This window comes from Erwinia sp. BNK-24-b, assembly GCF_047456155.1.
GTDB lineage: Bacteria > Pseudomonadota > Gammaproteobacteria > Enterobacterales > Enterobacteriaceae > Erwinia > Erwinia phyllosphaerae.
In genome coordinates this window covers 1,880,520-1,901,572 of sequence record NZ_CP179901.1, presented here as the reverse complement: position 1 = coordinate 1,901,572, position 21,053 = coordinate 1,880,520, and the positions used below count along the sequence as shown (strand labels likewise).

Below are 21,053 nucleotides of genomic sequence, written 5' to 3'. Positions count from 1 at the left end.
GCCCGCACCTTATAAACAGTTCGGGCCCTGGTTGCAAGCTCTACAGTACGCGAGTTGCCACGCCGCGTCCGCCGAGCGAGACTTCAAGCGTGTCGCCAGAGAACATCGGCCCCACGCCTTCTGGCGTGCCGGTCAGTATGATATCGCCCGCGCGCAGCGTAAAAAACTGGCTCATGTAGGCGATCAGCGGCAGAATTTTATGGATCATATCTTCCGTTGAGCCCTGCTGACGTACTTCGCCGTTTACCACCAGCTTTAGCTCGATATTTTGCGGATCTGCACCCAGCTCGCTGGCCGGAATAAAACCGGAAACCGGACAAGAGTTATCAAACCCTTTGGCTTTTTCCCATGGCTGTCCGGCTTTTTTACAGCCCGCCTGCACGTCACGCAAGGTCAAATCGAGCGCAACACCGTAACCGGCAATAGCTTTTGCCACATGCTCTTCTGAAGCGTGCTTGAGCGTAGAGCCAATCAGTACCGCCAGCTCGACTTCGTGATGAACCGCGCCCAGATCTTTGGGAATCGACAGCGGCTGGCGGATATCGCAAAGCGCCGTTTCCGGCTTGATAAACAGCACCGGGTCAGACGGCGTTGCGCTGCCCATTTCTTTAATATGCTTAGCATAGTTGCTGCCTACGCAAACCACTTTGCTCACCGGATAATCCAACAAAGCGCCCTGCCAGTTATGATGCTGATACATACTGTTCTCCTGCTTTTAGCGTTGTGGTCAGCGGACCCCATCCTGTTGAGCAATGGCGTCGGCCATCATGCCGATACTGATAGCGAAATAATAAGAGCGATTCCAGTGCATAATGACACGGAAATTGTCATAAACCATAAATGCGCGCCCGGCCGCGTCGTCAGGCATGATAATCCATGCACGCTGCGTAGCGTCCGGTAAGGCGGTTCCGTTTATCTGTACGCCCATGCTTTGCCACTCCGCTACCGTTTTAGCCTGGCTGGTTTTCAGCCCGCCCAGCTCTGGCGCAAAGCCTGCGGGAAGCGTCACCTCTTGCCCCCAGCTCTGGCCCGGTTTCCAGCCTTCGGTCGCCAGGTAGTTAGCTGTCGAAGCAAACACATCATCGGTGTCATTCCAGATATCGATGCGGCCATCGCCATCTCCGTCCGCGCCATAGCGCAGGAAAGATGACGGCATAAACTGATTCTGCCCCATTGCGCCTGCCCAGGAGCCTTTCATTTCCCCGGCGTCGATATGTTGCTGTTGAATAATTTGCAGCGCGGAGAGCAGCTCTTTAGTGAAGAAAGCCTCGCGACGGCCTTCAAACGCCAGCGTCGCCAGCGCGGAAATCACCTCTTCCCGCCCCTGAATTTTGCCGAAGTTGCTCTCCATGGCCCAGAGCGCCACGATATACTGCGGCTGAACGCCGTAGCGCTGGCTTACCGGCAGTAAGCTTGCCTGATACTGCTGGAAATTTTCGCGAGCGCGCTGTTTTTTCGCTTCTGGCAACACGCGTGCAAGATAGTCATCCAGCGTAATTTTCTTTTCCAGCTGGTTACGATCGGAAGAGATAGCACGATCGACAAAGTGAATATTATTGAAGGCAGCGTCAAGGGTGGCCTGGTCGATACCTTTTGCGCGCGCCTGATTTTTCAGCTGTTCGACATAGGCGGGAAATTCTGCCGGATCGCGTCCGGAGGCGGCCAGCGTCGTTTTTGTCGGCTGGGCAGTTGCGCCCGGTTTTTTTTCAAGGGCCTTGCTGCTTTGAGTGGCGCAGCCAGCCAGCAGCAGGGAGAAAATAAACGTGGTAAGAAAGGTATGCTTCATGCGACGTCCTTTTACTTTCTCGCCCGCCGCTAAATAAATCCGCTGGGAAGAACAACGGCGGGGATATATTTTTGTGCAGATGATTCCTAATTAATCTTTTTTACCTTTTTCAAGGTGAATCTTAAGCAGACTTTCCAGCGGCGGTGGCACCTGTAAATAGTAACCTTGCTCAACAAGCGCGGCTTTTACTTTAGCCTGGTCCGCATTGGCCAGGCGTTTGCTGCCGTCAAGCGGCAACAGCATTGCCAGCTGCGGTTTCCCGAAACCCTTAAGCAACTCTTCCGGAACGCGCGAAAAATCGTCTTTTTTTTCAACATAAAGATAAGTCTGGTCGCGTTTAGGGCTTCTGTAGATCACACAAAACATATTTTTTACTCGAATTAACCTGGATGGTGGCTTGCCTGAATATAGCAGTAACTATAACATGCTTGCAGAACTTCGGAATATTGTCCTAATGCGTTTAAATGTCAGTCTGAAGGGCATATTTTCGCTGGGATATGAAATAACAGGACTGAGCGCGACAGATGTCACAAACGCCAATTGAGTTAAAGGGCAGCAGTTTTACTCTGTCTGTTGTCCACTTACACCACCATGATGCGGATGTGGTGCGCCAGGCGCTTCAGGATAAGGTCAATCAGGCGCCCGCTTTCCTGCAAAACGCCCCGGTCGTTCTGAACGTCTCCTCGCTGACCAGCGACGTTAACTGGCGGCAGATGCAGCAGGCCATCGTGTCTACCGGACTGCATATTGTCGGCGTTAGCGGCTGCAAAGATGAATCCCTAAAGCGCGTTATCAGCCGGGCCGGCCTGCCGCTGTTGTCAGAAGGCAAAGGGCAAAGGCCCGCGCCGGAAGTCGCCGAGCCTGCGAAGCCTGTTGAACTTCCCGCAGCCAGAACGCGGGTCGTTAACACGCCTATTCGTTCCGGCCAGCAGATTTACGCTAAAAACAGCGATCTGATCGTCACCAGCAGCGTCAGCGCCGGTGCCGAACTCATTGCCGACGGCAATATTCATATCTACGGCATGATGCGTGGCCGTGCGCTGGCGGGTGCTGGCGGCGATCGCGACTGCCAGATTTTTTGTACGAATTTGTCAGCAGAGCTGGTTTCCATTGCCGGTGAATACTGGATTATGGATGAAATCCCTGCTGAATTTTTTGGAAAAGCGTCACGTCTTTGCTTAAAAGACGGCGTTTTGACTATACAGACACTGAACTGAGCCAGGCTCACGAGCCCTTTCTTTTCTTAAGGAAATTACTATATGGCACGCATTATTGTTGTTACATCGGGTAAAGGAGGCGTGGGCAAGACCACGTCCAGCGCGGCCATCGCTACCGGTTTAGCCCAGAAAGGTAAAAAAACCGTCGTGATCGATTTTGATATCGGTCTGCGTAATCTGGATCTGATCATGGGCTGTGAGCGTCGGGTAGTCTACGACTTTGTTAACGTTATTCAGGGCGACGCGTCGCTGAACCAGGCGCTAATCAAAGACAAGCGTACTGAACATCTTTATATTCTGCCCGCTTCGCAAACGCGTGATAAAGACGCATTAACGCGCGAAGGCGTTGAAAAAGTGCTGAATGATTTAACCGCGATGGATTTTGACTTTATCGTCTGCGATTCACCGGCCGGTATCGAAACCGGCGCGCTGATGGCGCTCTATTTCGCTGATGAAGCCATCATCACCACCAATCCGGAAGTCTCATCCGTACGCGACTCTGACCGTATCCTCGGCATTCTTTCTTCCAAATCCCGCCGTGCTGAAAACGGTCAGGACCCGATCAAAGAGCATCTGCTGCTGACCCGTTACAATCCGGGCCGCGTTAGCCGTGGCGACATGCTAAGTATGGAAGACGTGCTGGAAATCCTGCGCATTCCGCTGGCGGGCGTTATTCCGGAAGATCAGTCCGTGCTGCGCGCCTCGAATCAGGGCGAGCCTGTGATACTGGACACCGATTCTGACGCGGGCAAAGCCTATGCTGACACCGTCGACCGTATTCTTGGCGAAGAACGTCCCTTCCGCTTCATTGAAGAAGAGAAGAAGGGTTTCCTGAAACGCCTGTTTGGGGGATAAACCATGGCCTTACTTGACTTCTTTTTATCCCGAAAAAAGAGCACAGCCAATATAGCCAAGGAACGGCTGCAAATCATCGTGGCAGAGCGCAGGAGGGGCGACGCCGAGCCCCACTATCTGCCACAGTTGAAGAAGGATCTGCTGGAAGTCATCTGTAGATATGTGAAGATTGACCCGGAGATGCTCAGCGTCAAGCTGGATCAGAAAGATGATGACATCTCTATTCTGGAACTCAACGTGACGCTGCCAGAGGCAGAAGAAACCACGAAATGACCTTTCCCGTGCCTGATTTTCCCCTGCTGTTTTGCAGGGGAAAAAGGGTTACGGCCAGGCAGTCTCGCTGTTTTATCCGGCCAGCGCCTCGTATTCCGCCAGCAGCGACATAATATCGTCGTGCAGCAGTTCGCCTCGCCAGCCGTCGAGCAGCTCAGGCTTTTTCACCGGCTTTAACTTCCAGTGCCAGTTCAGCAGCTGGTTGATTTGCCGACGTGAAGCCAGTAGCTCCTGGCTAACGCCATGCTTTTCCGCCGCTTCCGCCATCAGCGCTTTCAGCGCCTTAAAGACTTTTTTATAGGCAGGATTATCGACCAGGTTAGCCAGCGGTTCCGGCAACTCGCTTTCCGGCAGTTCATTCGCCTGCGCCACCAGCGCCACCAGCGTTTTGCCATGAAAACGAATTTCCTGCCCGGCCAGTCCAAGATGGTCCAGTTCGGCCAGCGAACCCGGCATAAAGCGCGCCACTTTCCACAGGTTTTCTTCGCGCACGACGAAGTTAACGGCCATGTCTTTTTCGCGCGCCAGCTCCAGCCGCCAGGCGGCCATCAGGCGCAGCGCGGCCAGCTGACGGGGACGCAGCTGCCAGGCATTGGTGATATCACGGTACGCTTCTTCTGGCGCAACCACGGCCTGACGTCGCTGACACAGTAGCGAGCACTCATTCAACGCCGCTTTCAGTTTTCCGGCCGCTTCGGCTTCCGCCATCAGCTTCTGCGCAATCGGCAGCAGGTAATAAACATCCGCAGCCGCATACTGGCACTGCTTCTCGGTCAGCGGACGCGCCAGCCAGTCGGTACGTGATTCGCTTTTATCCAGCGCGATGCCGGTAAAAGATTCCACGATAGTAGCAAAACCGCAGGACAGCGGCCGGCCGGTAAAGGCGGCCAGAATCTGGGTATCGATCATGGGTTCCGGCAAGACGCCATATTTGTGCAGGAAAACTTCCAGATCTTCGCTACCGGCATGCAGGAATTTGATCACAGCCTTGTCAAGGATTAGCTCGCGAAACGGCGTCCAGTCGGTAACAGGCAGGGGATCGATCAGCGCAATATTTTCACCGTCAAACAGCTGAATCAGTCCAAGACCGGGATAATAGGTGCGGGTGCGGACAAACTCAGTATCCAGCGCCACGGCGGGAACCTGACGGGCTGCATGGCAAACGTCCGCCAGCGCCTCGTTGGTGGTTATCATGGTGTAATTCAAAGTGATCCTCTCGCTGGGGCTTTTTATGCCCCAGTGTAGTTCATTAAAAAAGCCGGCTTAACCGGCTTAGAGGTTACGTATAACGCGCCAGGCTAGTGCGTGCTTTTTTCGTCACGCAGTTCCCGGCGTAAAATTTTACCGACGTTGGTTTTCGGTAGTTCATCACGAAATTCAACGATCTTAGGAATTTTATATCCGGTCAGATGTTTCTTACAGTGGGCAATTAACTCTTCTTTGGTCAGTGAAGCATCTTTCTTCACCACGCAGATTTTTACCGTCTCGCCCGCTATCGGCTCTGGTACGCCTACCGCTGCGGCTTCGCGCACTTTCGGGTGCAGCATAACCACATCTTCTATCTCGTTAGGATATACGTTAAAACCGGAAACCAGGATCATATCTTTTTTACGATCGACGATGCGAATAAATCCTTCCTCATCAACGGTAACAATATCGCCGCTGTGCAGCCAACCATTTTTCAGCACTTCATCCGTGGCCTGCGGGTGCTGCCAGTAGCCCCGCATCACCTGCGGGCCTTTAATGCACAGCTCGCCAGGGCCGCCCGGCACTTCGTTGCCTTCGCTATCCACGATGCGGACATCGGTAGAGGGCACCGGTAATCCAATGCTGCCGCTGTGATAGCGAATATCATAAGGGTTGACCGACACCAGCGGCGAGCACTCGGTCAGGCCATAGCCTTCCAGCAAATAGTGCCCGGTCAGCTTTTCCCAGCGCTCCGCGACCGCTTTTTGTACCGCCATGCCGCCACCAGCGGAAAGGGAAAGGCTCGAAAAGTCCAGCCGATGGAAATTTTCATCATTTAACAGCGCGTTGAACAGCGTGTTCACGCCGGTAATAGCGGTAAAGCGAATTTTCGCCAGCTCTTTCACCATGCCCGGAATGTCGCGAGGATTAGTAATCAGCAGATTGGCGCCGCCCAGATCGATAAACAGCAGGCAGTTTACGGTCAGGGCGAAGATATGATAAAGCGGCAGCGCGGTGACGACCGTCTCCTTACCCTCTTTCAGCAGCGAGCCATAGGTAGCCTTGGTCTGCTCAAGATTGGCCTGCATGTTCCGGTGGGTCAGCATTGCGCCTTTCGCCACGCCGGTTGTGCCGCCGGTATATTGTAGAAAGGCCAGATCTTCATTAGCGATCTCAGGCCGCACATACTGCAATTGTTCACCTTTATGCAGCGCACGCCGAAAAGAGATAGCGCCAGGCAAATGGTATTTGGGTACCATCCGCTTAACGTAGCGCACCACAAAGTTAACCAGCGTTCCCTTTGCCGGTGAAAGCTGATCGCCGAGGCGAGTTAAAATGACGTGCTTAAGCTGCGTTTTCGCTACCACCTTTTCCAGCGTATGAGCAAAGTTGGACACGATGATAATAGCGCTGGCCCCGCTGTCGTTAAGCTGATGCTCAAGCTCTCGCGGTGTATAAAGAGGATTAACGTTAACCACTACCATCCCGGCCCGCAAAATGCCGAACAGCGCGATGGGATACTGCAGCAGATTAGGCATCATTAAAGCGACGCGATCGCCTTTTTTCAGGCCCAGCTCTTGCTGCAGCCAGGCGGCAAAAGCGCGGCTGCGCTCTTCCAGCTGGCGATAGGTCATCGTCTGCCCCATGTTAATAAAGGCGGGCTGGTCGGCATAGCGCTGGGCGGCATGTTCAAAAAGGTCAATCAGGGAAGGAAAGCGGTCGGCGTCAATTTCAGCCGGAACGTCTGCGGGATAGCGGTTAAGCCAGACCTTGTTCACGGAAACTCCTCGGAAACTTGTATTTATTGTCATCACAACCCCTGCCCCACGCCGTTAATTAACATTATATTAACTCAGCGTACCAGTTTGTCGGGTGGTTCTGTTTTAGGGTTGCGAAGCGTATCACTAATTTGATTTCGTCCTGAAATGCAAAAAAACAACCCGACGCTTGTGGGCAGCCGTCGGGTTGGCAATTTACTGCGTAACGATTATTCGGTCAGGATAGTCTGTACTTCTGCCGGACCTTGATTATAAAACATGGCGCCCGGCGGCGGCCCCCAGTAACCGCCACGATGGCGTCCGCGCGGCGGCCCGTACCAGATCCACGGATCCATTGGCGGCTGTGGTGAAACGACCTGCTGCGTCAGCCGCCAGCGCTGATAGCCCGTCACCGCGACCGTAACAAACTGATAGGAAGCCTGGCCAATCTGGCCTTTTTCCGTGCCCTTAATCGTCCCTACCACCGTGACCATCTGGCTATTTAGATCGACAGGATCGGCAAAACCATGAATATCTGCATAGATACGCCCGATGGAAGGCGTGCCCAGAATCGGACGCCCGCTCTCGTCCAGACGCATAGCGGCAATTTCGAGACGGGTAAGGCCATCTTTGTTGGTAACTTTGACTACCTTACCGCCGAAACGAGACTCCTGACCTACATATATCTGTGGCGCATTAAGCACCCGCGCCAAATCCTGTTGTGGCGTGGGCGATGTACCTTTAATCGAATCCGGCACGCTGACGCAACCCGCCAGCAGCAGGGAAACCAGCAGCAAACTTCCTGACCGTAACAACAGATTTTTACGCATAAAACTCTCCTGTGACCCTAACTGCTTGGACTCCTTCCGTACCGATTAGTTGCTGAGTTTACTCCCTTCCCGGCAATTTTTTCCATGTCACTTCGTTACGTAAATAGGTAGGTTCTGCTTCCTCCGGCGCCACGGTTTTTCCTGCCGCCAGCTCGAGCGCCGCCAGCGGGATCATATCTTCCGCACACGGCAGTAATACTTCTGTTGGCTGCAGGGTCAGCGCGCTGTCGGCGCTCAGCTGCGGATAAGCCTGCCAGCCCGTGCCGACCATCGCCCAGCGCCCTTCCAGCTGCGCCATACGTTGCAGAGCCGCTTCCGGCTTGAGTACCGCTTCCGTGGCCTCTCCCTGCCAGACGCCCTGTTCGTCGCGCTGATATTCCGCCCAGTAAACCTCGCCCATCCGCGCATCGATGGCGGCCAGCACGCGGCTCGCCTGCTGCAGGCGCCATGCGCTCTGCGCCATGGTCTTCAGCGTGGAAACGCCAATCATCGGCAGCAGCGCGCCAAACGCCAGCCCCTGAGCGATACCTGTGCCAATACGCACGCCGGTAAAGCTGCCGGGCCCCTTGCCGAACGCCAGCGCATCCAGCTCGTTTAAGGTTGTTTCTCCCTGCAGGAGCAGCGCCTGCACCATGGGCAAAATACGCTGCGTATGCTCACGGGCGCACAGCTCGAAATGGGCCGTGACCTGGTCATTCTTTAACAGCGCTACCGAGCAGGCTTCGGTAGCCGTATCAATAGCTAAAATTTGCGTGGACATACTTACCTCTGGCGGGGGGAAAATTTCGGCGCGCAGCATAGCATACTGCGCGATAAATTACTGTGCTGAAGGCGGACGGAGAAAATCAACCGCCTGCTGAATATCCCGCGTGCGCGGTGTGGGCGGCAGGCTGTTCAGAAAAACCGCGCCGTAGGGCCGCATCACCAGGCGGTTGTCGCAGATAACCAGCACGCCGCGATCGTCGACGTCACGGATCAGGCGCCCGACGCCCTGCTTCAGGGTAATAACGGCATCCGGCAACTGCACCTCATCGAAAGGATCGCCGCCGCGCAGTTTACAATCTTCCATACGTGCCTTCAGCAGCGGATCTTCAGGCGACGTAAACGGCAGCTTATCGATAATCACCAGCGAAAGCGCATCGCCGCGTACGTCAACACCTTCCCAGAAACTGCTGGTTGCCACCAGCACCGCATTGCCCGCCGCAATAAACTGCTTTAACAGCTCGCCCTTGCTGGTCTCCCCTTGTAACAGCACCGGCAGCGTCAACATAGCGCGAAACTGTTCGGCAAGTTCGCGCATCATCTGGTGTGAAGTACAGAGGAAGAAACAGCGGCCATTGTTAGCTTCAATCAGCGGCAGCAGCATGCGCGCCATCTGGCGGGCCGAACCGGGTTGATTTGGCGAAGGCAAATTGCGCGGCACGCACAGCAGCGCCTGACGGGCAAAATCGAACGGGCTGTTCAGAATGAGCGTTTTGGCACTGGCTACGCCGAGCCTTTCAACAAAGTGCGTCATCTGTTCATTAACCGCCAGCGTGGCGGAAGTAAATATCCAGCTGGCCGGGCGTTCGTTCATCACTTCACGAAAGCGATCGGATACCGACAGCGGCGTCAGCGCCAGCACGAAATGACGGCTGTTGCATTCATACCAGTAGCTGAAACCGGGCTGCGAAACGTCCTTCAGCCGTTTAAGTCGACCACGATAGAGTGCAGCTCGTTCGAAAGCGGCATCCAGCAGCGCCGAGCGGCCCAGCGAGAGTTTCGCCACGTCGTAACACAGCTCCAGCGCGTCATCCAGCAGCAGCAGCGCGCGCTGAATATTAGAACTGGCGAGCAGCTCCCGCAGATTGCCGCGAAAACCCGGATCGCCCAGCGCCAGGCGGAAATCCTGCGCGCTTTGTGCCAGCCGGTCAGCCGATTTTTGCAGCTGCTGTGCGTCGCGAACCTCGGTGCGGTAAGCGATGTTAATGTCTTTGGCCAGGTCGAGCAGCTGCTTGCTGGAAAGCTGCTGCCCAAAATACTGGCTGGCGATGTCCGGCACCTGGTGCGCTTCGTCAAAAATCATCACGTCCGCTTGTGGGATGAGTTCAGCAAAGCCGCTCTCTTTCACAACCATATCCGCCAGAAAAAGATGGTGGTTCACCACCACGACATCGGCGTCCATCGCTTTGCGGCGCGCTTTTACAACAAAGCAGTCCTGATATAAAGGACAGTCGCTGCCCAGGCAGTTATCGTTGGTGCTGGTAACCAGCGGCCAGACCGGGCTGTCTTCCGCCACGCCGCCGCAGGTACTGATATCGCCGTCTACCGTTTCGCTGGACCAGCCGCGCAGATGGACCAGATCGCTCATCGCCTGCGCCGCCAGTTCACCGCCCGCCATTGACTGCTGCTCAAGCCTTTCCAGACACAGGTAGTTTGAACGCCCTTTCAGCAACGCCAGCACGCCTTTAAACTTCAGCGCACGCGCTACTGTCGGCAAATCGCGGCTGTACAGCTGGTCCTGGAGCGCTTTTGATCCGGTAGAGATAATGACCTTTTTACCTGAACGCAGGGCTGGCGCAAGATAGGCATAGGTTTTACCGGTGCCCGTCCCTGCTTCTACCACCAGCTCCCGTTTATCATCAATGGCCTGGCTGACCGCGTCCGCCATCAGGCGCTGAGGTTCGCGCGGCTTGAAACCGGGAATGGCCTGCGCCAGCGCGCCATCTGCTGCAAAATCGTTTACCACGTATCCTCACCGCCCGTTAAAAAAAAGCAGGCTATTATGGCAGCATTGCCATAAGGATACAAACCCTTAAAAATCATGTGGTTAAACAAGAAAACCCAACCCACCCGCGAATCTGGCGCGGGAAAAAGCATGAACGGGCTACGGCTTAGTAATGCGGCTCAGGCTGTTGGCGACGAGAAAAGGCAATCGCCTGAATAATCTGCCTGTTACTTTATTTTCCCTGATGAAAAAGTCGAATTCTAGCGGTGTGGGTACGGCCAGCTGTGTTCCCAGCCTGAAGCCGAAAGCAGTCCTGTTATCAACATGTAAAATAATAAGACAACGAAGATCGCTATGCCTATTTTTTCAATATAAACAACGAGTTTAGAAAGTTTCATCATCAATACCCCTGTTTTTTACCGTAGTTTACTGCCGCAGTTAAAACTAGAATGTTACCGGTAAAATCACAAGCCCCAGGCGGCGGGTATTTTATAAAATATGTTAATGTATATTTCTTTTCACCCAAAATGCAGGCGCGCATCCTTTTATATCAGCGGAAGCTGACGATCGTTGATCGGCTTTTTTCGCCGTGGTCTTTCCGGCGGTAATGGCCGCTGCATTTCCTGACGAAGCCAGTGCACGATAACTGCTGTCACCCATGCCTGCTGTTCTGCCGTCATCGCCTGATGCTGCGGGATGCAATGCCATTTACTCAGGCAGCCACGACAGCAGGTCGCCGTCGCATGCTGGGCGATAAAAACCGGATGTCCGCGCAAGGGCGTTTGCTGGCCATCGTTCACGGGTTCTGCGGCTGAAAGACGATCGCGGATAAATTCCGCCGCGTGTTGCGCAACCCTCTCTTCGCCCTTCTTTTGGCAATAAACATATTCCGCGTGGCCAAGATGGAATTTCTGGCGAAAAGGCGAGCGCGAAAGGCGCGAAAAAAGTTCGTTAATACTCTGCACGGGCATGTCCGGATAATAAAAGCTGAGCGCTGTGATTGAGGGTGACAAGCGCACGGCAACTGTGCCAGGCTGTCGGCCATTGTGAAGAAGCAAAAGGAAATCAGATGACTATTGAACGCCTTGATCCAGAGCCCCGTATGTCGGAAGCCGTGGTATATAACGATACCATCTACTACACCAGCGTCCCGGAAAACCTGGATGAAAATGCCGAAGCGCAGACGGCTAACGCGCTGGCGGTGATCGACCGCATTCTGGCACGTCTTGGCTCTGACAAAAGCCGCATTCTCGACGCCACCATTTTCCTGGTGCACAAAGAGGATTTTGCAGCGATGAATAAAGCCTGGGACGCCTGGGTATCGCCGGGCAATGCGCCAGTGCGCTGTACCGTGCAGGCCGGCCTGATGAATCCCAACTATCTGGTCGAAATCAAAATCGTGGCGGCCAGATAAGCTAACGGCGCGCCTGCCGGTGCGCCATCATGATTAATACCCGTCTTCTTCTGCGTCGCGTTGCTATGACTAATACTCGTCGTCGTCTTCTGCGTCGCCTTGCTATGACTAATACTCGTCGTCTTCTTCCGCGTCGTCTTGCTATGACTAATAGTCGTCGTCTTCTGCGTCGTCGTGCTGCTCCTGGCCTTCGCTGCCGTCGCCATCGTCGTCTTCATCTTCAAAGCGCACCGCAATCATGTCGCCCGTGTGGTTTTCACGAATTTCCGCCGCCACCAGCTGGATCGCCTGGCCGCTGCTCATGCCGTCCGCCATCAGTTCCTGAATGCGTTCCACTGCCTGCTGCTGCTGTTCCAGCGTCAGCGCCGGTAAACCTGTAATCATATCTGCTCCTGTTTCAGTCGCGGGAATTATTCCACGCGTAACAAACAGATGCCAGCAGCGAAAAAATATGCCAGGCTTGCTGCCTGTTTTGGTTCCGATCTGCTCATCATGCCACCTGTTTATTATCCGCTAGAGTATACGCCTGACGCGCTTGAGAAGCTCTTTGCTTCTGTTTCCCACCGGCCCTGGGCAATGCTGCTGCATTCCGGCGCGGCCGAGCACAGCGACAATCGCTTTGACATTATGGTTGCCGACCCGCTGATCACGCTGACCACCAGAGGCGAGCTAACGCAGATTGCGCAAGGCGAAGCCGTGATGGAGAGCGCTGCCGACCCGCTTGATTTACTCCAGCAAACGCTACACAACTGCGGCCTTACTGCCTGTGAAACGGCAGACTTCCCTTTTCAGGGCGGCGCGCTGGGGCTGTTTGGCTATGACCTTGGGCGACGTTTTGAAAAGCTACCGCAATTGGCCGCGCAGGATCTGCATACGCCGGACATGGCCGTGGGCATTTATGACTGGACGCTGATTGCCGATCATCATCGGCAGTCGCTAACGTTAATTGCGCATGGCGACGCAGAGAGCCGCCTGCACTGGCTGCGTCAGCAGCAGATTGATAGCGGCGAACCTTTTCGCCTGACCAGCTCATGGGTATCAAATATGAGCCGCGAAGAGTATGGCGTGAAGTTTCGTCAGGTTCAGGCGTGGTTACGCAGCGGCGACTGCTATCAAATCAATCTGGCCCAGCGCTTTCAGGCGAGCTACAGCGGCGACGAATGGCAGGCCTGGCAGCGGCTTAATCAGCAAAATCGCGCGCCGTTTAGCGCCTTTATCCGTTTACCGGAAAGCACCATTTTGAGCTTTTCCCCCGAGCGTTTTCTCCAGATTGCCGCCGGCCAGATTGAAACGCGCCCGATTAAAGGCACGCTGCCGCGCCTGAACGATCCGCAGGCCGATCGGCGCCAGGCGGAGAAGCTGGCCCGGTCACCCAAAGATCGGGCGGAAAACCTGATGATTGTCGATCTCCTGCGCAATGATATTGGCCGCGTGGCGATACCCGGCACGGTAAAAGTGCCGGAGCTGTTTGTCGTTGAGCCTTTCCCGGCCGTGCATCATCTGGTCAGCACTATTACTGCCCGGCTGAAGCCCGACCTGTCCGCCAGCGATCTGCTGCGCGCCTGCTTTCCCGGTGGTTCTATTACCGGCGCGCCAAAAGTCCGGGCGATGGCAATTATCGACGAGCTGGAGCCGCATCGCCGCAACGCCTGGTGCGGCAGCATTGGCTATCTCAGCGTGTGTGGCAGGATGGATACCAGCATCACTATCCGTACGCTGACGGCGGAAAACGGCCAGCTTTACTGCACCGCCGGGGGCGGCATCGTCGCCGACAGCAGCGAGCAGGCGGAATATCAGGAAACGTTCGACAAAGTGAATCGTATTCTTCCCTGTCTGGAGCACTATCATGGCTGAATCCTCGCCTCTGCTGGATCGGTTTATTACGCGTTTTCTGCTACAGCAGCCGGAGGCTTCTCCCGCCTCGTTGCCAACCCGCCAGGCGGCAGTGCTGGTGCCGATTATCGATCGCCCACGTCCCGGCCTGCTGCTGACACGGCGTGCCGCGACGCTGCGCAAACATGCGGGCCAGGTCGCGTTTCCAGGCGGCATGCGGGATAACGAAGATCGGTCACTGATTTGCACTGCGCTGCGAGAGGCGCAGGAGGAGGTCGCGATTCCACCGGAAAGCGTAAAAGTGATTGGCGTATTACCTCCGGTGACCAGCAGCACAGGCTTCCAGGTCACTCCCGTGGTCGGCATTTTGCCTGCTAACCTGTGCTGGCAGGCCAACGAGGCGGAAGTCGAATCGGTATTTGAAATGCCGCTACAGGAAGCGCTACGTCTGGGACGCTACTCCCCGTTAGATATTCACCGTCACGGCGTGACCCATCGGGTCTGGCTTTCATGGTTTGAAAACTATTTTATCTGGGGCATGACGGCGGGGATCATTCGCGAGCTGAGTTTACAGGTGGCAGAGTAGCCTTTTCCGCACAAAATAGCGCCGTTTAGCGCTTTTAGCCGTTCGATTAATCGGTCTGACGTCAAAATTCGCGATTTTAGTTGCCTTTCCCCCTTCACAATCAGCGTAAATCCTTTATATTGCAGCGCAAACAGAAGGCCCGGAGCATGACGGGCCCGCTTGCTTTGCCTTAATAAAGTTCAGGCAGAACAAGTGCACAAGCCAACAGCCAGATAAGGCTGTGTATAACTTTTTCGCCTGCTGCTGATTAGTTTATTTCATGCGACTATCGCGCGCAGGATGACTACCATTACCTCAATTTCCAGCTATCAATCGCTGACCCGGGAGCAAAATGTGATTAGTGTTTTTGACATGTTTAAGATCGGCATAGGTCCATCCAGCTCCCATACGGTGGGGCCGATGAAAGCCGGCAAGCAGTTTGTTGACGATCTTGTCAATCTGGGCAAGCTGACTGACGTAACGCGTATCGCCGTGGACGTTTACGGCTCGCTTTCTCTTACCGGCAAAGGCCACCATACCGATATCGCGATCGTTATGGGGCTGTCAGGCGCCTCGCCGGAATCGGTCGATATTGATGGTATTCCTGCCTTTATCCGCGATGTGGAAGAGCGCCAGCGACTGCTGCTGGCGAACGGCGCGCATGAAGTAGATTTCCCACGTGAGGGCGGCATGGTTTTCCGCAGCGATAACCTTTCCCTGCACGAAAACGGCATGCGTATCTATGCGTTTGCCAATGAGGCGATGATTTACAGTAAAACTTACTATTCTATCGGCGGCGGCTTTATTGTTGACGAAGAGCACTTTGGCCAGTCTACCCTGAATGAAGTGTCGGTGCCCTATCCGTTCAATTCAGCCAAAGAGATGCTGGCCCACTGTCACGAAACGGGGCTGTCGCTTTCCGGCATGGTAATGAAGAACGAGCTGGCGCTGCACAGCCGCGATGAGATCGAACGCTATTTCGCCGACGTCTGGCAAAGCATGCGCGACTGTATCGATCGCGGCCTGAATACCGAAGGCGTCCTGCCGGGGCCGCTACGCGTACCGCGCCGTGCTTCCGCGCTGCGTCGGCTGCTGGTGTCGTCCGATAAGCTTTCCAGCGATCCGATGAACGTTATCGACTGGGTAAACATGTTTGCGCTGGCGGTTAACGAAGAGAATGCGGCGGGCGGCCGCGTTGTTACTGCGCCAACCAACGGCGCGTGCGGCATCGTCCCGGCCGTGCTGGCCTATTACGACCATTTTATTGCGTCCGTCAGCCCGGATATTTTCATCCGCTATTTTCTGGCGGCCGGTGCGGTTGGCATCTTATATAAGATGAACGCTTCTATTTCCGGTGCGGAAGTAGGCTGTCAGGGTGAAGTTGGCGTTGCCTGCTCAATGGCGGCCGCAGGCCTGGCCGAACTGCTGGGTGCCAGTCCGGAACAGGTTTGCGTGGCGGCGGAAATCGGCATGGAGCACAATCTGGGCTTAACCTGCGATCCGGTGGCCGGCCAGGTTCAGGTTCCCTGCATTGAACGTAACGCCATTGCTTCGGTAAAAGCGATCAACTCTGCGCGCATGGCGATGCGCCGTACCAGCGAAGCCCGCGTCTCGCTGGATAAGGTTATCGAAACGATGTATGAAACCGGTAAGGATATGAACGCTAAATACCGTGAGACCTCTCGCGGCGGCCTGGCGATCAAAGTACAGTGTGATTAATCCCTGCGCCAGCGCCCTTCACGGCGCTGGCCCTTTTGCCTGTTCCCCCTGATTCCCTCCTCTGCTACCCGCCTGATAAGTGATTGTTTTTTTATCCCGCTTTTTCCCTCACCCGCGACTAAACTTAACGTTAATTTTGCCGATAACTTGTGGATCTTCATGTTCGTGTTTCGCTTTAAGGACGGTAACTAATGCAGGTGTCACAGGAAGCTACGGGAGCTTTTCGCCGCCGACGCTTGTTGATTGCTATAGTGGTAGCCACGCTGGTGCTCATCCTTACCCTTGCTTTACGTTTCGTCGTAGAGAAAAAACATATTGAGCAGCAGTCGCAGACTTTCGCCAAAGTGGCTATTCAGCGTTTCGATCGCCTTTTTTCACCGCTGGACGTGGCGGCAAACAATACGCTGGGACTGGTGGGATTGCCTTGTGAGCAGGTGCGCTTCCCGCTGGTGGAAAAGCTGGCTTCGCTGCAAACCGTGCGGTCAATTATTCTGGTTCAGCATGACAACATGTACTGCTCCAGCATTTTCGGCAGTACCAATATCAGCTTCAGTACCACCTATCCGGAACTGGCGGTAAATAATCAGCGCATGGTGCTGAGCACCGACGAAGATTTACTGAAAGGCTCGCCCGTTTTGCTGCTGTGGACGCCTGTTGAGGCCAATAATCGGGCCGGTATTTTGCAAGTCATTAATATTGAGATGATGAGCAACTATTTGCTGGAACCGGCGTTGCCCTGGGTTGAGCGTGCCGTATTTAACGTCGGCACGCACAGCCTGGAATATGGCAACCCGATGATTGAAACGGCGCTGGCTGCTGAAGATGAAGTCAGCTATCAGAATACTTCGCTGCGCTATCCTTTTTCGGTCACGTTATTTGGCCCGGCCCCTACACGGCTGGCGTTGTCGACGCTGCCCGGCCAGCTCCCTCTGGCCCTGTTGCTGAGCCTGCTGTCTGGCTATATCGTCTGGCTGGCCACCGCTAACCGTATGAGTCTGGCCTGGCAAATCAGCTATGGCATTAACGCGCGCGAATTTATGGTTTACTGTCAGCCGCTGATCAACGCCCGTAGCGGTGAGTGCGAAGGGATTGAGTTACTGTTGCGCTGGCAGAGCGCCCGTCAGGGCTGGGTGTCGCCAGACCTGTTTATTCCGCTGGCGGAACGCAATAATTTAATTGCGCCATTAACGCGCTATGTCCTTAAAGAACTGGTGCGGCAGCTCCCTACACTGCCGCAGAAAGCCGATTTTCATATCGCCATAAACGTCGCGTCCAGCCACTTCCATCATCGGCAGATTATGATGGATTTAAAGCAGTACTGGTGGTCGGCAAATCCTGTTCCTCAGCTTATCGTCGAGCTCACCGAACGCGACGCTCTTCCGGAAGTGGATCGCCGCGTGGTCGCCCAGCTGCGTCAGGCAGGGGTCAGGTTGGCTATTGATGACTTCGGCACGGGACACAGTTCGCTTTCTTATCTCAAGACATTAAGTCCGGACGTGCTGAAAATCGACAAGCTGTTTACCGCCGCAATAGGGACGGATGCTATTAACGCTACCGTTACTGATATGGTGATTTCACTGGCGCAGCGGCTGAATATGAGCCTGGTCGCGGAAGGTGTGGAAACGGAAGAGCAGGCAGCCTATTTACGTGAAAAAGGCGTGGACGTGCTGCAGGGTTATCTGTTTGCTCGTCCGATGCCGCTTGAAGCGTTTCCGCAGTGGCTGGTTGACCATCAGCCGCACGGCGGCGGCTGATGGTGGCCCGTTAAGCCGGTTCCTCTTCTGTCAGTTCACGTTCGCGCGTTATCCGCACCAGATCGATACGGTAGTCGGTGGCCGCCACAATCTGAAAGCTGAACGGCGGCAGCGTAATGACCTCGCCGGGCGTCGGCAACTGTCCTTTTTGCGCAATCAGCAGGCCAGCCAGCGACGCGTGATCGTCCGCTGGCTTAACCAGGCTTTGCGTATTCAGCAGCTGCTGGATGGCGTGCAGATCGGTGCCGCCTTTGACCAGCCAGCCTTCGCCGTCGGCAATAATTTCGGGCGTTTCATCTTCATCCGGAAACTCGCCCGCTATCGCTTCCAGCACGTCCAGCGGCGTTATCAGTCCCTGAACCACGCCAAACTCGTTGCTGACCACCACAAAACTGCCCTTCGCACGACGCAGCACGCCCAACAGGTTAATCGGATCCAGCGTTTCCGGCACGATAACCGGCGGCATCGCGGCGGCGAAGGTTTCCACATTGACGCCGTTATCCAGCGCGACCAGCAAATCTTTTGCCCTGACTACCCCGATGATTTCATCCAGCTCGCCACGGCAGACCGGGAAAAGGCTGTGCGGCGTATCCAGTAGCTGCATGCGCACCTCCTCTACCGGTCGTTCGGCGTTGACCCAGGAGATCTCACCGCGCGGCGTCATAATGCTGCGCACCGAACGGGAAGCCAGCGTCAGTACGCCGTTAATCATATAACGCTCTTCATCCTGGAAAGCTTCCTTCGGCATAATTTTTGCCGTGTCGCTCTCGGGGTCATTTTCAGCAGGTTGTCCATGACGGCTTCCCATCAGACGCAAAATCGCTTCGGCGGTACGTTCGCGCATCGGCCTTCTGGCCTGGTGGCGCAGAAAATTAACCCTGGCTATCTGGTTAAACAGCTCGATCAAAATAGAGAAGCCGATTGCCGCGTAGAGATAGCCTTTCGGAATATGAAACCCGAAACCTTCCGCTACCAGGCTAAGGCCAATCATCAGCAGGAAGCTCAGACAGAGCACCACTACCGTAGGATGGGCGTTGACAAAGTTAGTCAGCGGCTTCGAGGCCAGCAGCATTAACCCCATCGCGATGATAACGGCCGTCATCATGATCGCCAGGTTATTCACCATCCCTACAGCGGTAATCACCGCATCCAGCGAAAAGACGGCGTCCAGAATCACGATCTGTACGACTACCGCCCAGAAGCTGGCGTAACCCTTATTGCCACTGCCGCTATGCTCCCGGTTTTCCAGCCGTTCATGCAGCTCCATGGTGGCTTTAAACAGCAGGAATAACCCACCCGCCAGCAGGATCAGGTCGCGACCTGAAAAGCTGAAGTCTCCCACGCTGAACAGCGGACGGGTCAGCGTCACTATCCACGAAATCAACGAAAGCAGACCCAGGCGCATGATCATCGCCAGCGACAGTCCAATCAGACGTGCCTTATCACGCTGCTTTGGCGGCAGCTTATCGGCAAGGATGGCAATAAAAACCAGGTTATCGATACCCAGCACAATTTCAAGCACGACCAGCGTCAGCAAACCGGCCCAGATTGAAGGGTCTAAGAGAAATTCCATGACGAACTCCGGATAAAGGCGCAGGAAAAGCGAGCTGGCGAACAGGCGCCGCACTCGGGAAACAGGGACAGAAACTGGATGCTCTCAGCGAGCGGGATGACAGTAGCCGGATGGCCCGGTGGCATGGTTAAAAGACGTCGATGACAGTCCATAGAGAGAGCTGAGGCCCGTTACTCCTGATAAAATTAAGGAGTTCTACTGTAAACAGCGCATCGGGCTTCGTCAAAATATTTGCTTACATTTACAGTAGGCCGCGTAGGCCTGCTGTTTTTACTCGTCGTCGTGCAGACCCGTTTCCTGCTCGTCACGCTGCCACAGGCGCAAAGTAAAGTCGGTTTCAACGGCAAACGATGGCGTGGTCGCTAACACGCCCCACACTTCCGGGCGAGCACGCCAGGCGAAAGGCGTCATCTGTAACAGCGCGGCGGACTCTTCACTGTTCAGATTCATTGGATAATTCAGCGAATGCTGTTCCTGCAAGGTAAAGCCCTGCAGCTGCTCCGGCGTTTCGTCATGCAGCCTGGCTTCCTGGTAGATCAGCTCTTTAAACTGCAGCAGATGGCGCGGTCCCGGCGTTACGGTCAGCACGTAACCTGCCGGTTTGACCACCCGCGCCAGCTCTTCCGCTTTACAGGGCGCATAGATACGCAATACGGCGTCAAACTGCCCGCTGGCGAAAGGCAAACGGTGGCTGGAAGCCACGCAAAAGCGGACGTTGCGATAGCGTTTGGCCCCGGCGCGAACGGCCACTCTGGATACATCCAGCGCGTGCACTTCCGCTTCACCCTGCCGTTGCAGCATGTCCGCCACGGCATGCGTGTAATAACCTTCGCCACAGCCAATATCCAGTACGCTGACGTTTGTTAAAGGCAAAATGCGCTGAAAGATGGCGCAAACTTCTTCCTGCAACGGCTGATAGTGACCGGCATCCAGAAACTCTCGCCGCGCCTGCATCATATCCGCGCTGTCACCCGGCTGCTTTGAACGTTTATGCTGCACCGGCAGCAGGTTAACGTAGCCCTCTTTCGCCCGGTCAAACTGATGCCGGTTTTCGCAGCACCAGCCGGACGCGTCAGGCAACAAAGGTTGATGGCAAAGCGGGCACAGATAGGACATAACAACTCTCCGGAATGATTAAGGGCGGCAGTTTACCGGAAAGCGGCGGGTTGATGGAGACTTTCTTACGCTGTTTTAAACGGAAAAAGCCCCGCCATTAATGGCAGGGCTTTACTATTCTGATGCTTGCCTGATCCGTCGCGCGGGCAACGGCAAGATCGAAAATTAGATAGCGGTGACGTTCACAGCAGCAGGGCCTTTCTGGCCATCCTGAATTTCGAACTCAACGTTCTGGCCTTCAGCCAGAGTTTTGAAGCCATTACCCTGGATTGCAGAGAAGTGTACGAACACATCTTTGCTGCCGTCAGCCGGGGTGATGAAGCCAAAACCTTTAGACTCGTTGAACCACTTAACCTGACCTTTAATCTTTGCCATTTTGCAAATTCCTTAGAATGTTAATTCGCCCGAAGGCGTGACGTACAGAAAAATCAGAGACACGACTGCATGAGGCATAAAATTAAGGCTC

Annotated in this window: 21 protein-coding genes; 8 read left to right on the top strand and 13 right to left on the bottom strand. The window is 54.9% G+C overall.

The window, feature by feature from the left end; genetic code table 11:
- Positions 1-40: 40 nt before the first annotated feature.
- The 3 genes from ACMGGR_RS08470 to ACMGGR_RS08460 form a co-directional block, all read right to left on the bottom strand.
- The gene (locus ACMGGR_RS08470) at positions 41-700 is read right to left on the bottom strand and encodes a fumarylacetoacetate hydrolase family protein (protein WP_246757485.1); all 660 of its coding nucleotides are present in this window, start codon (positions 698-700) and stop codon (positions 41-43) included.
- Positions 701-727: 27 nt separating this feature from the next.
- Positions 728-1,786, bottom strand: a complete 1,059-nt coding sequence (locus tag ACMGGR_RS08465; protein WP_414148646.1) for a lytic murein transglycosylase — start codon at positions 1,784-1,786, stop codon at positions 728-730.
- 90 nt (positions 1,787-1,876) lie between these two features.
- A complete protein-coding gene (locus tag ACMGGR_RS08460) occupies positions 1,877-2,152 on the bottom strand; it encodes a YcgL domain-containing protein (protein ID WP_246757487.1) in 276 nt (91 codons plus the stop codon).
- 158 nt (positions 2,153-2,310) lie between these two features.
- On the opposite strand from ACMGGR_RS08460, the gene minC reads away from it, so the two are divergent.
- The 3 genes from minC to minE are packed head-to-tail and all read left to right on the top strand — an operon-like array spanning position 2,311 to position 4,131.
- A complete protein-coding gene (gene minC / locus ACMGGR_RS08455) occupies positions 2,311-3,003 on the top strand; it encodes a septum site-determining protein MinC (RefSeq protein ID WP_246757488.1) in 693 nt (230 codons plus the stop codon).
- Positions 3,004-3,045: 42 nt separating this feature from the next.
- Entirely contained in the window at positions 3,046-3,858 is an 813-nt protein-coding gene (gene minD, locus ACMGGR_RS08450; protein WP_246757489.1) for a septum site-determining protein MinD, read from the top strand.
- Positions 3,859-3,861: 3 nt separating this feature from the next.
- Positions 3,862-4,131: a cell division topological specificity factor MinE gene (gene minE / locus ACMGGR_RS08445; RefSeq protein WP_246757490.1), complete on the top strand. Its 270-nt coding sequence runs from the start codon at positions 3,862-3,864 to the stop codon at positions 4,129-4,131.
- Positions 4,132-4,203: 72 nt separating this feature from the next.
- On the opposite strand, the gene rnd is transcribed toward minE, so the two are convergent.
- From rnd to ACMGGR_RS08415, 6 genes are all read right to left on the bottom strand, one after another.
- On the bottom strand, positions 4,204-5,325 hold the full coding sequence (gene rnd / locus ACMGGR_RS08440; RefSeq protein WP_414148932.1) for a ribonuclease D: 1,122 nt from the start codon (positions 5,323-5,325) through the stop codon (positions 4,204-4,206).
- 104 nt (positions 5,326-5,429) lie between these two features.
- On the bottom strand, positions 5,430-7,097 hold the full coding sequence (gene fadD, locus ACMGGR_RS08435; RefSeq protein WP_414148645.1) for a long-chain-fatty-acid--CoA ligase FadD: 1,668 nt from the start codon (positions 7,095-7,097) through the stop codon (positions 5,430-5,432).
- Between the two features lie 209 nt (positions 7,098-7,306).
- A complete protein-coding gene (locus ACMGGR_RS08430) occupies positions 7,307-7,906 on the bottom strand; it encodes a Slp family lipoprotein (RefSeq protein ID WP_414148644.1) in 600 nt (199 codons plus the stop codon).
- A gap of 58 nt (positions 7,907-7,964) precedes the next feature.
- On the bottom strand, positions 7,965-8,666 hold the full coding sequence (tsaB, locus tag ACMGGR_RS08425; protein WP_246757493.1) for a tRNA (adenosine(37)-N6)-threonylcarbamoyltransferase complex dimerization subunit type 1 TsaB: 702 nt from the start codon (positions 8,664-8,666) through the stop codon (positions 7,965-7,967).
- Between the two features lie 57 nt (positions 8,667-8,723).
- Positions 8,724-10,634, bottom strand: coding sequence for an ATP-dependent DNA helicase (locus ACMGGR_RS08420; RefSeq protein ID WP_414148643.1), 1,911 nt, complete (start codon positions 10,632-10,634; stop codon positions 8,724-8,726).
- Positions 10,635-11,158: 524 nt separating this feature from the next.
- Positions 11,159-11,578: a DUF4186 domain-containing protein gene (locus ACMGGR_RS08415; protein ID WP_414148642.1), complete on the bottom strand. Its 420-nt coding sequence runs from the start codon at positions 11,576-11,578 to the stop codon at positions 11,159-11,161.
- A 104-nt stretch (positions 11,579-11,682) separates the two neighbouring features.
- On the opposite strand from ACMGGR_RS08415, the gene ACMGGR_RS08410 reads away from it, so the two are divergent.
- On the top strand, positions 11,683-12,027 hold the full coding sequence (locus ACMGGR_RS08410; protein WP_246757496.1) for a RidA family protein: 345 nt from the start codon (positions 11,683-11,685) through the stop codon (positions 12,025-12,027).
- A gap of 147 nt (positions 12,028-12,174) precedes the next feature.
- Here the strand turns inward: ACMGGR_RS08410 and ACMGGR_RS08405 are convergent, their stop codons facing one another.
- Entirely contained in the window at positions 12,175-12,411 is a 237-nt protein-coding gene (locus ACMGGR_RS08405; RefSeq protein ID WP_414148641.1) for a YoaH family protein, read from the bottom strand.
- Between the two features lie 108 nt (positions 12,412-12,519).
- Here ACMGGR_RS08405 and pabB point away from each other — a divergent pair, with 108 nt between their 5' ends.
- The 4 genes from pabB (at position 12,520) to ACMGGR_RS08385 (ending at position 17,898) form a co-directional block, all read left to right on the top strand.
- Entirely contained in the window at positions 12,520-13,881 is a 1,362-nt protein-coding gene (pabB, locus tag ACMGGR_RS08400) for an aminodeoxychorismate synthase component 1 (RefSeq protein ID WP_246758049.1), read from the top strand.
- Positions 13,874-14,446: a CoA pyrophosphatase gene (locus ACMGGR_RS08395; RefSeq protein WP_246757498.1), complete on the top strand. Its 573-nt coding sequence runs from the start codon at positions 13,874-13,876 to the stop codon at positions 14,444-14,446. Before pabB ends, ACMGGR_RS08395 begins: the two co-directional genes overlap by 8 nt.
- 333 nt (positions 14,447-14,779) lie before the next feature.
- Positions 14,780-16,144, top strand: a complete 1,365-nt coding sequence (sdaA, locus tag ACMGGR_RS08390; RefSeq protein WP_246757499.1) for an L-serine ammonia-lyase — start codon at positions 14,780-14,782, stop codon at positions 16,142-16,144.
- Positions 16,145-16,335: 191 nt separating this feature from the next.
- Positions 16,336-17,898 carry an EAL domain-containing protein gene (locus ACMGGR_RS08385; protein WP_246757500.1) on the top strand — a complete coding sequence of 521 codons (1,563 nt, stop codon included), beginning with the start codon at positions 16,336-16,338 and terminating at the stop codon, positions 17,896-17,898.
- A gap of 10 nt (positions 17,899-17,908) precedes the next feature.
- Here ACMGGR_RS08385 and ACMGGR_RS08380 read toward each other — a convergent pair whose 3' ends face one another.
- From ACMGGR_RS08380 to cspE, 3 genes are all read right to left on the bottom strand, one after another.
- Entirely contained in the window at positions 17,909-19,471 is a 1,563-nt protein-coding gene (locus tag ACMGGR_RS08380; protein ID WP_414148640.1) for a TerC family protein, read from the bottom strand.
- Between the two features lie 270 nt (positions 19,472-19,741).
- The gene (rlmA, locus tag ACMGGR_RS08375; protein WP_246757502.1) at positions 19,742-20,587 is read right to left on the bottom strand and encodes a 23S rRNA (guanine(745)-N(1))-methyltransferase; all 846 of its coding nucleotides are present in this window, start codon (positions 20,585-20,587) and stop codon (positions 19,742-19,744) included.
- Positions 20,588-20,752: 165 nt separating this feature from the next.
- A complete protein-coding gene (gene cspE, locus ACMGGR_RS08370; RefSeq protein ID WP_001062678.1) occupies positions 20,753-20,962 on the bottom strand; it encodes a transcription antiterminator/RNA stability regulator CspE in 210 nt (69 codons plus the stop codon).
- Between the last annotated feature and the right edge of the window lie 91 nt (positions 20,963-21,053).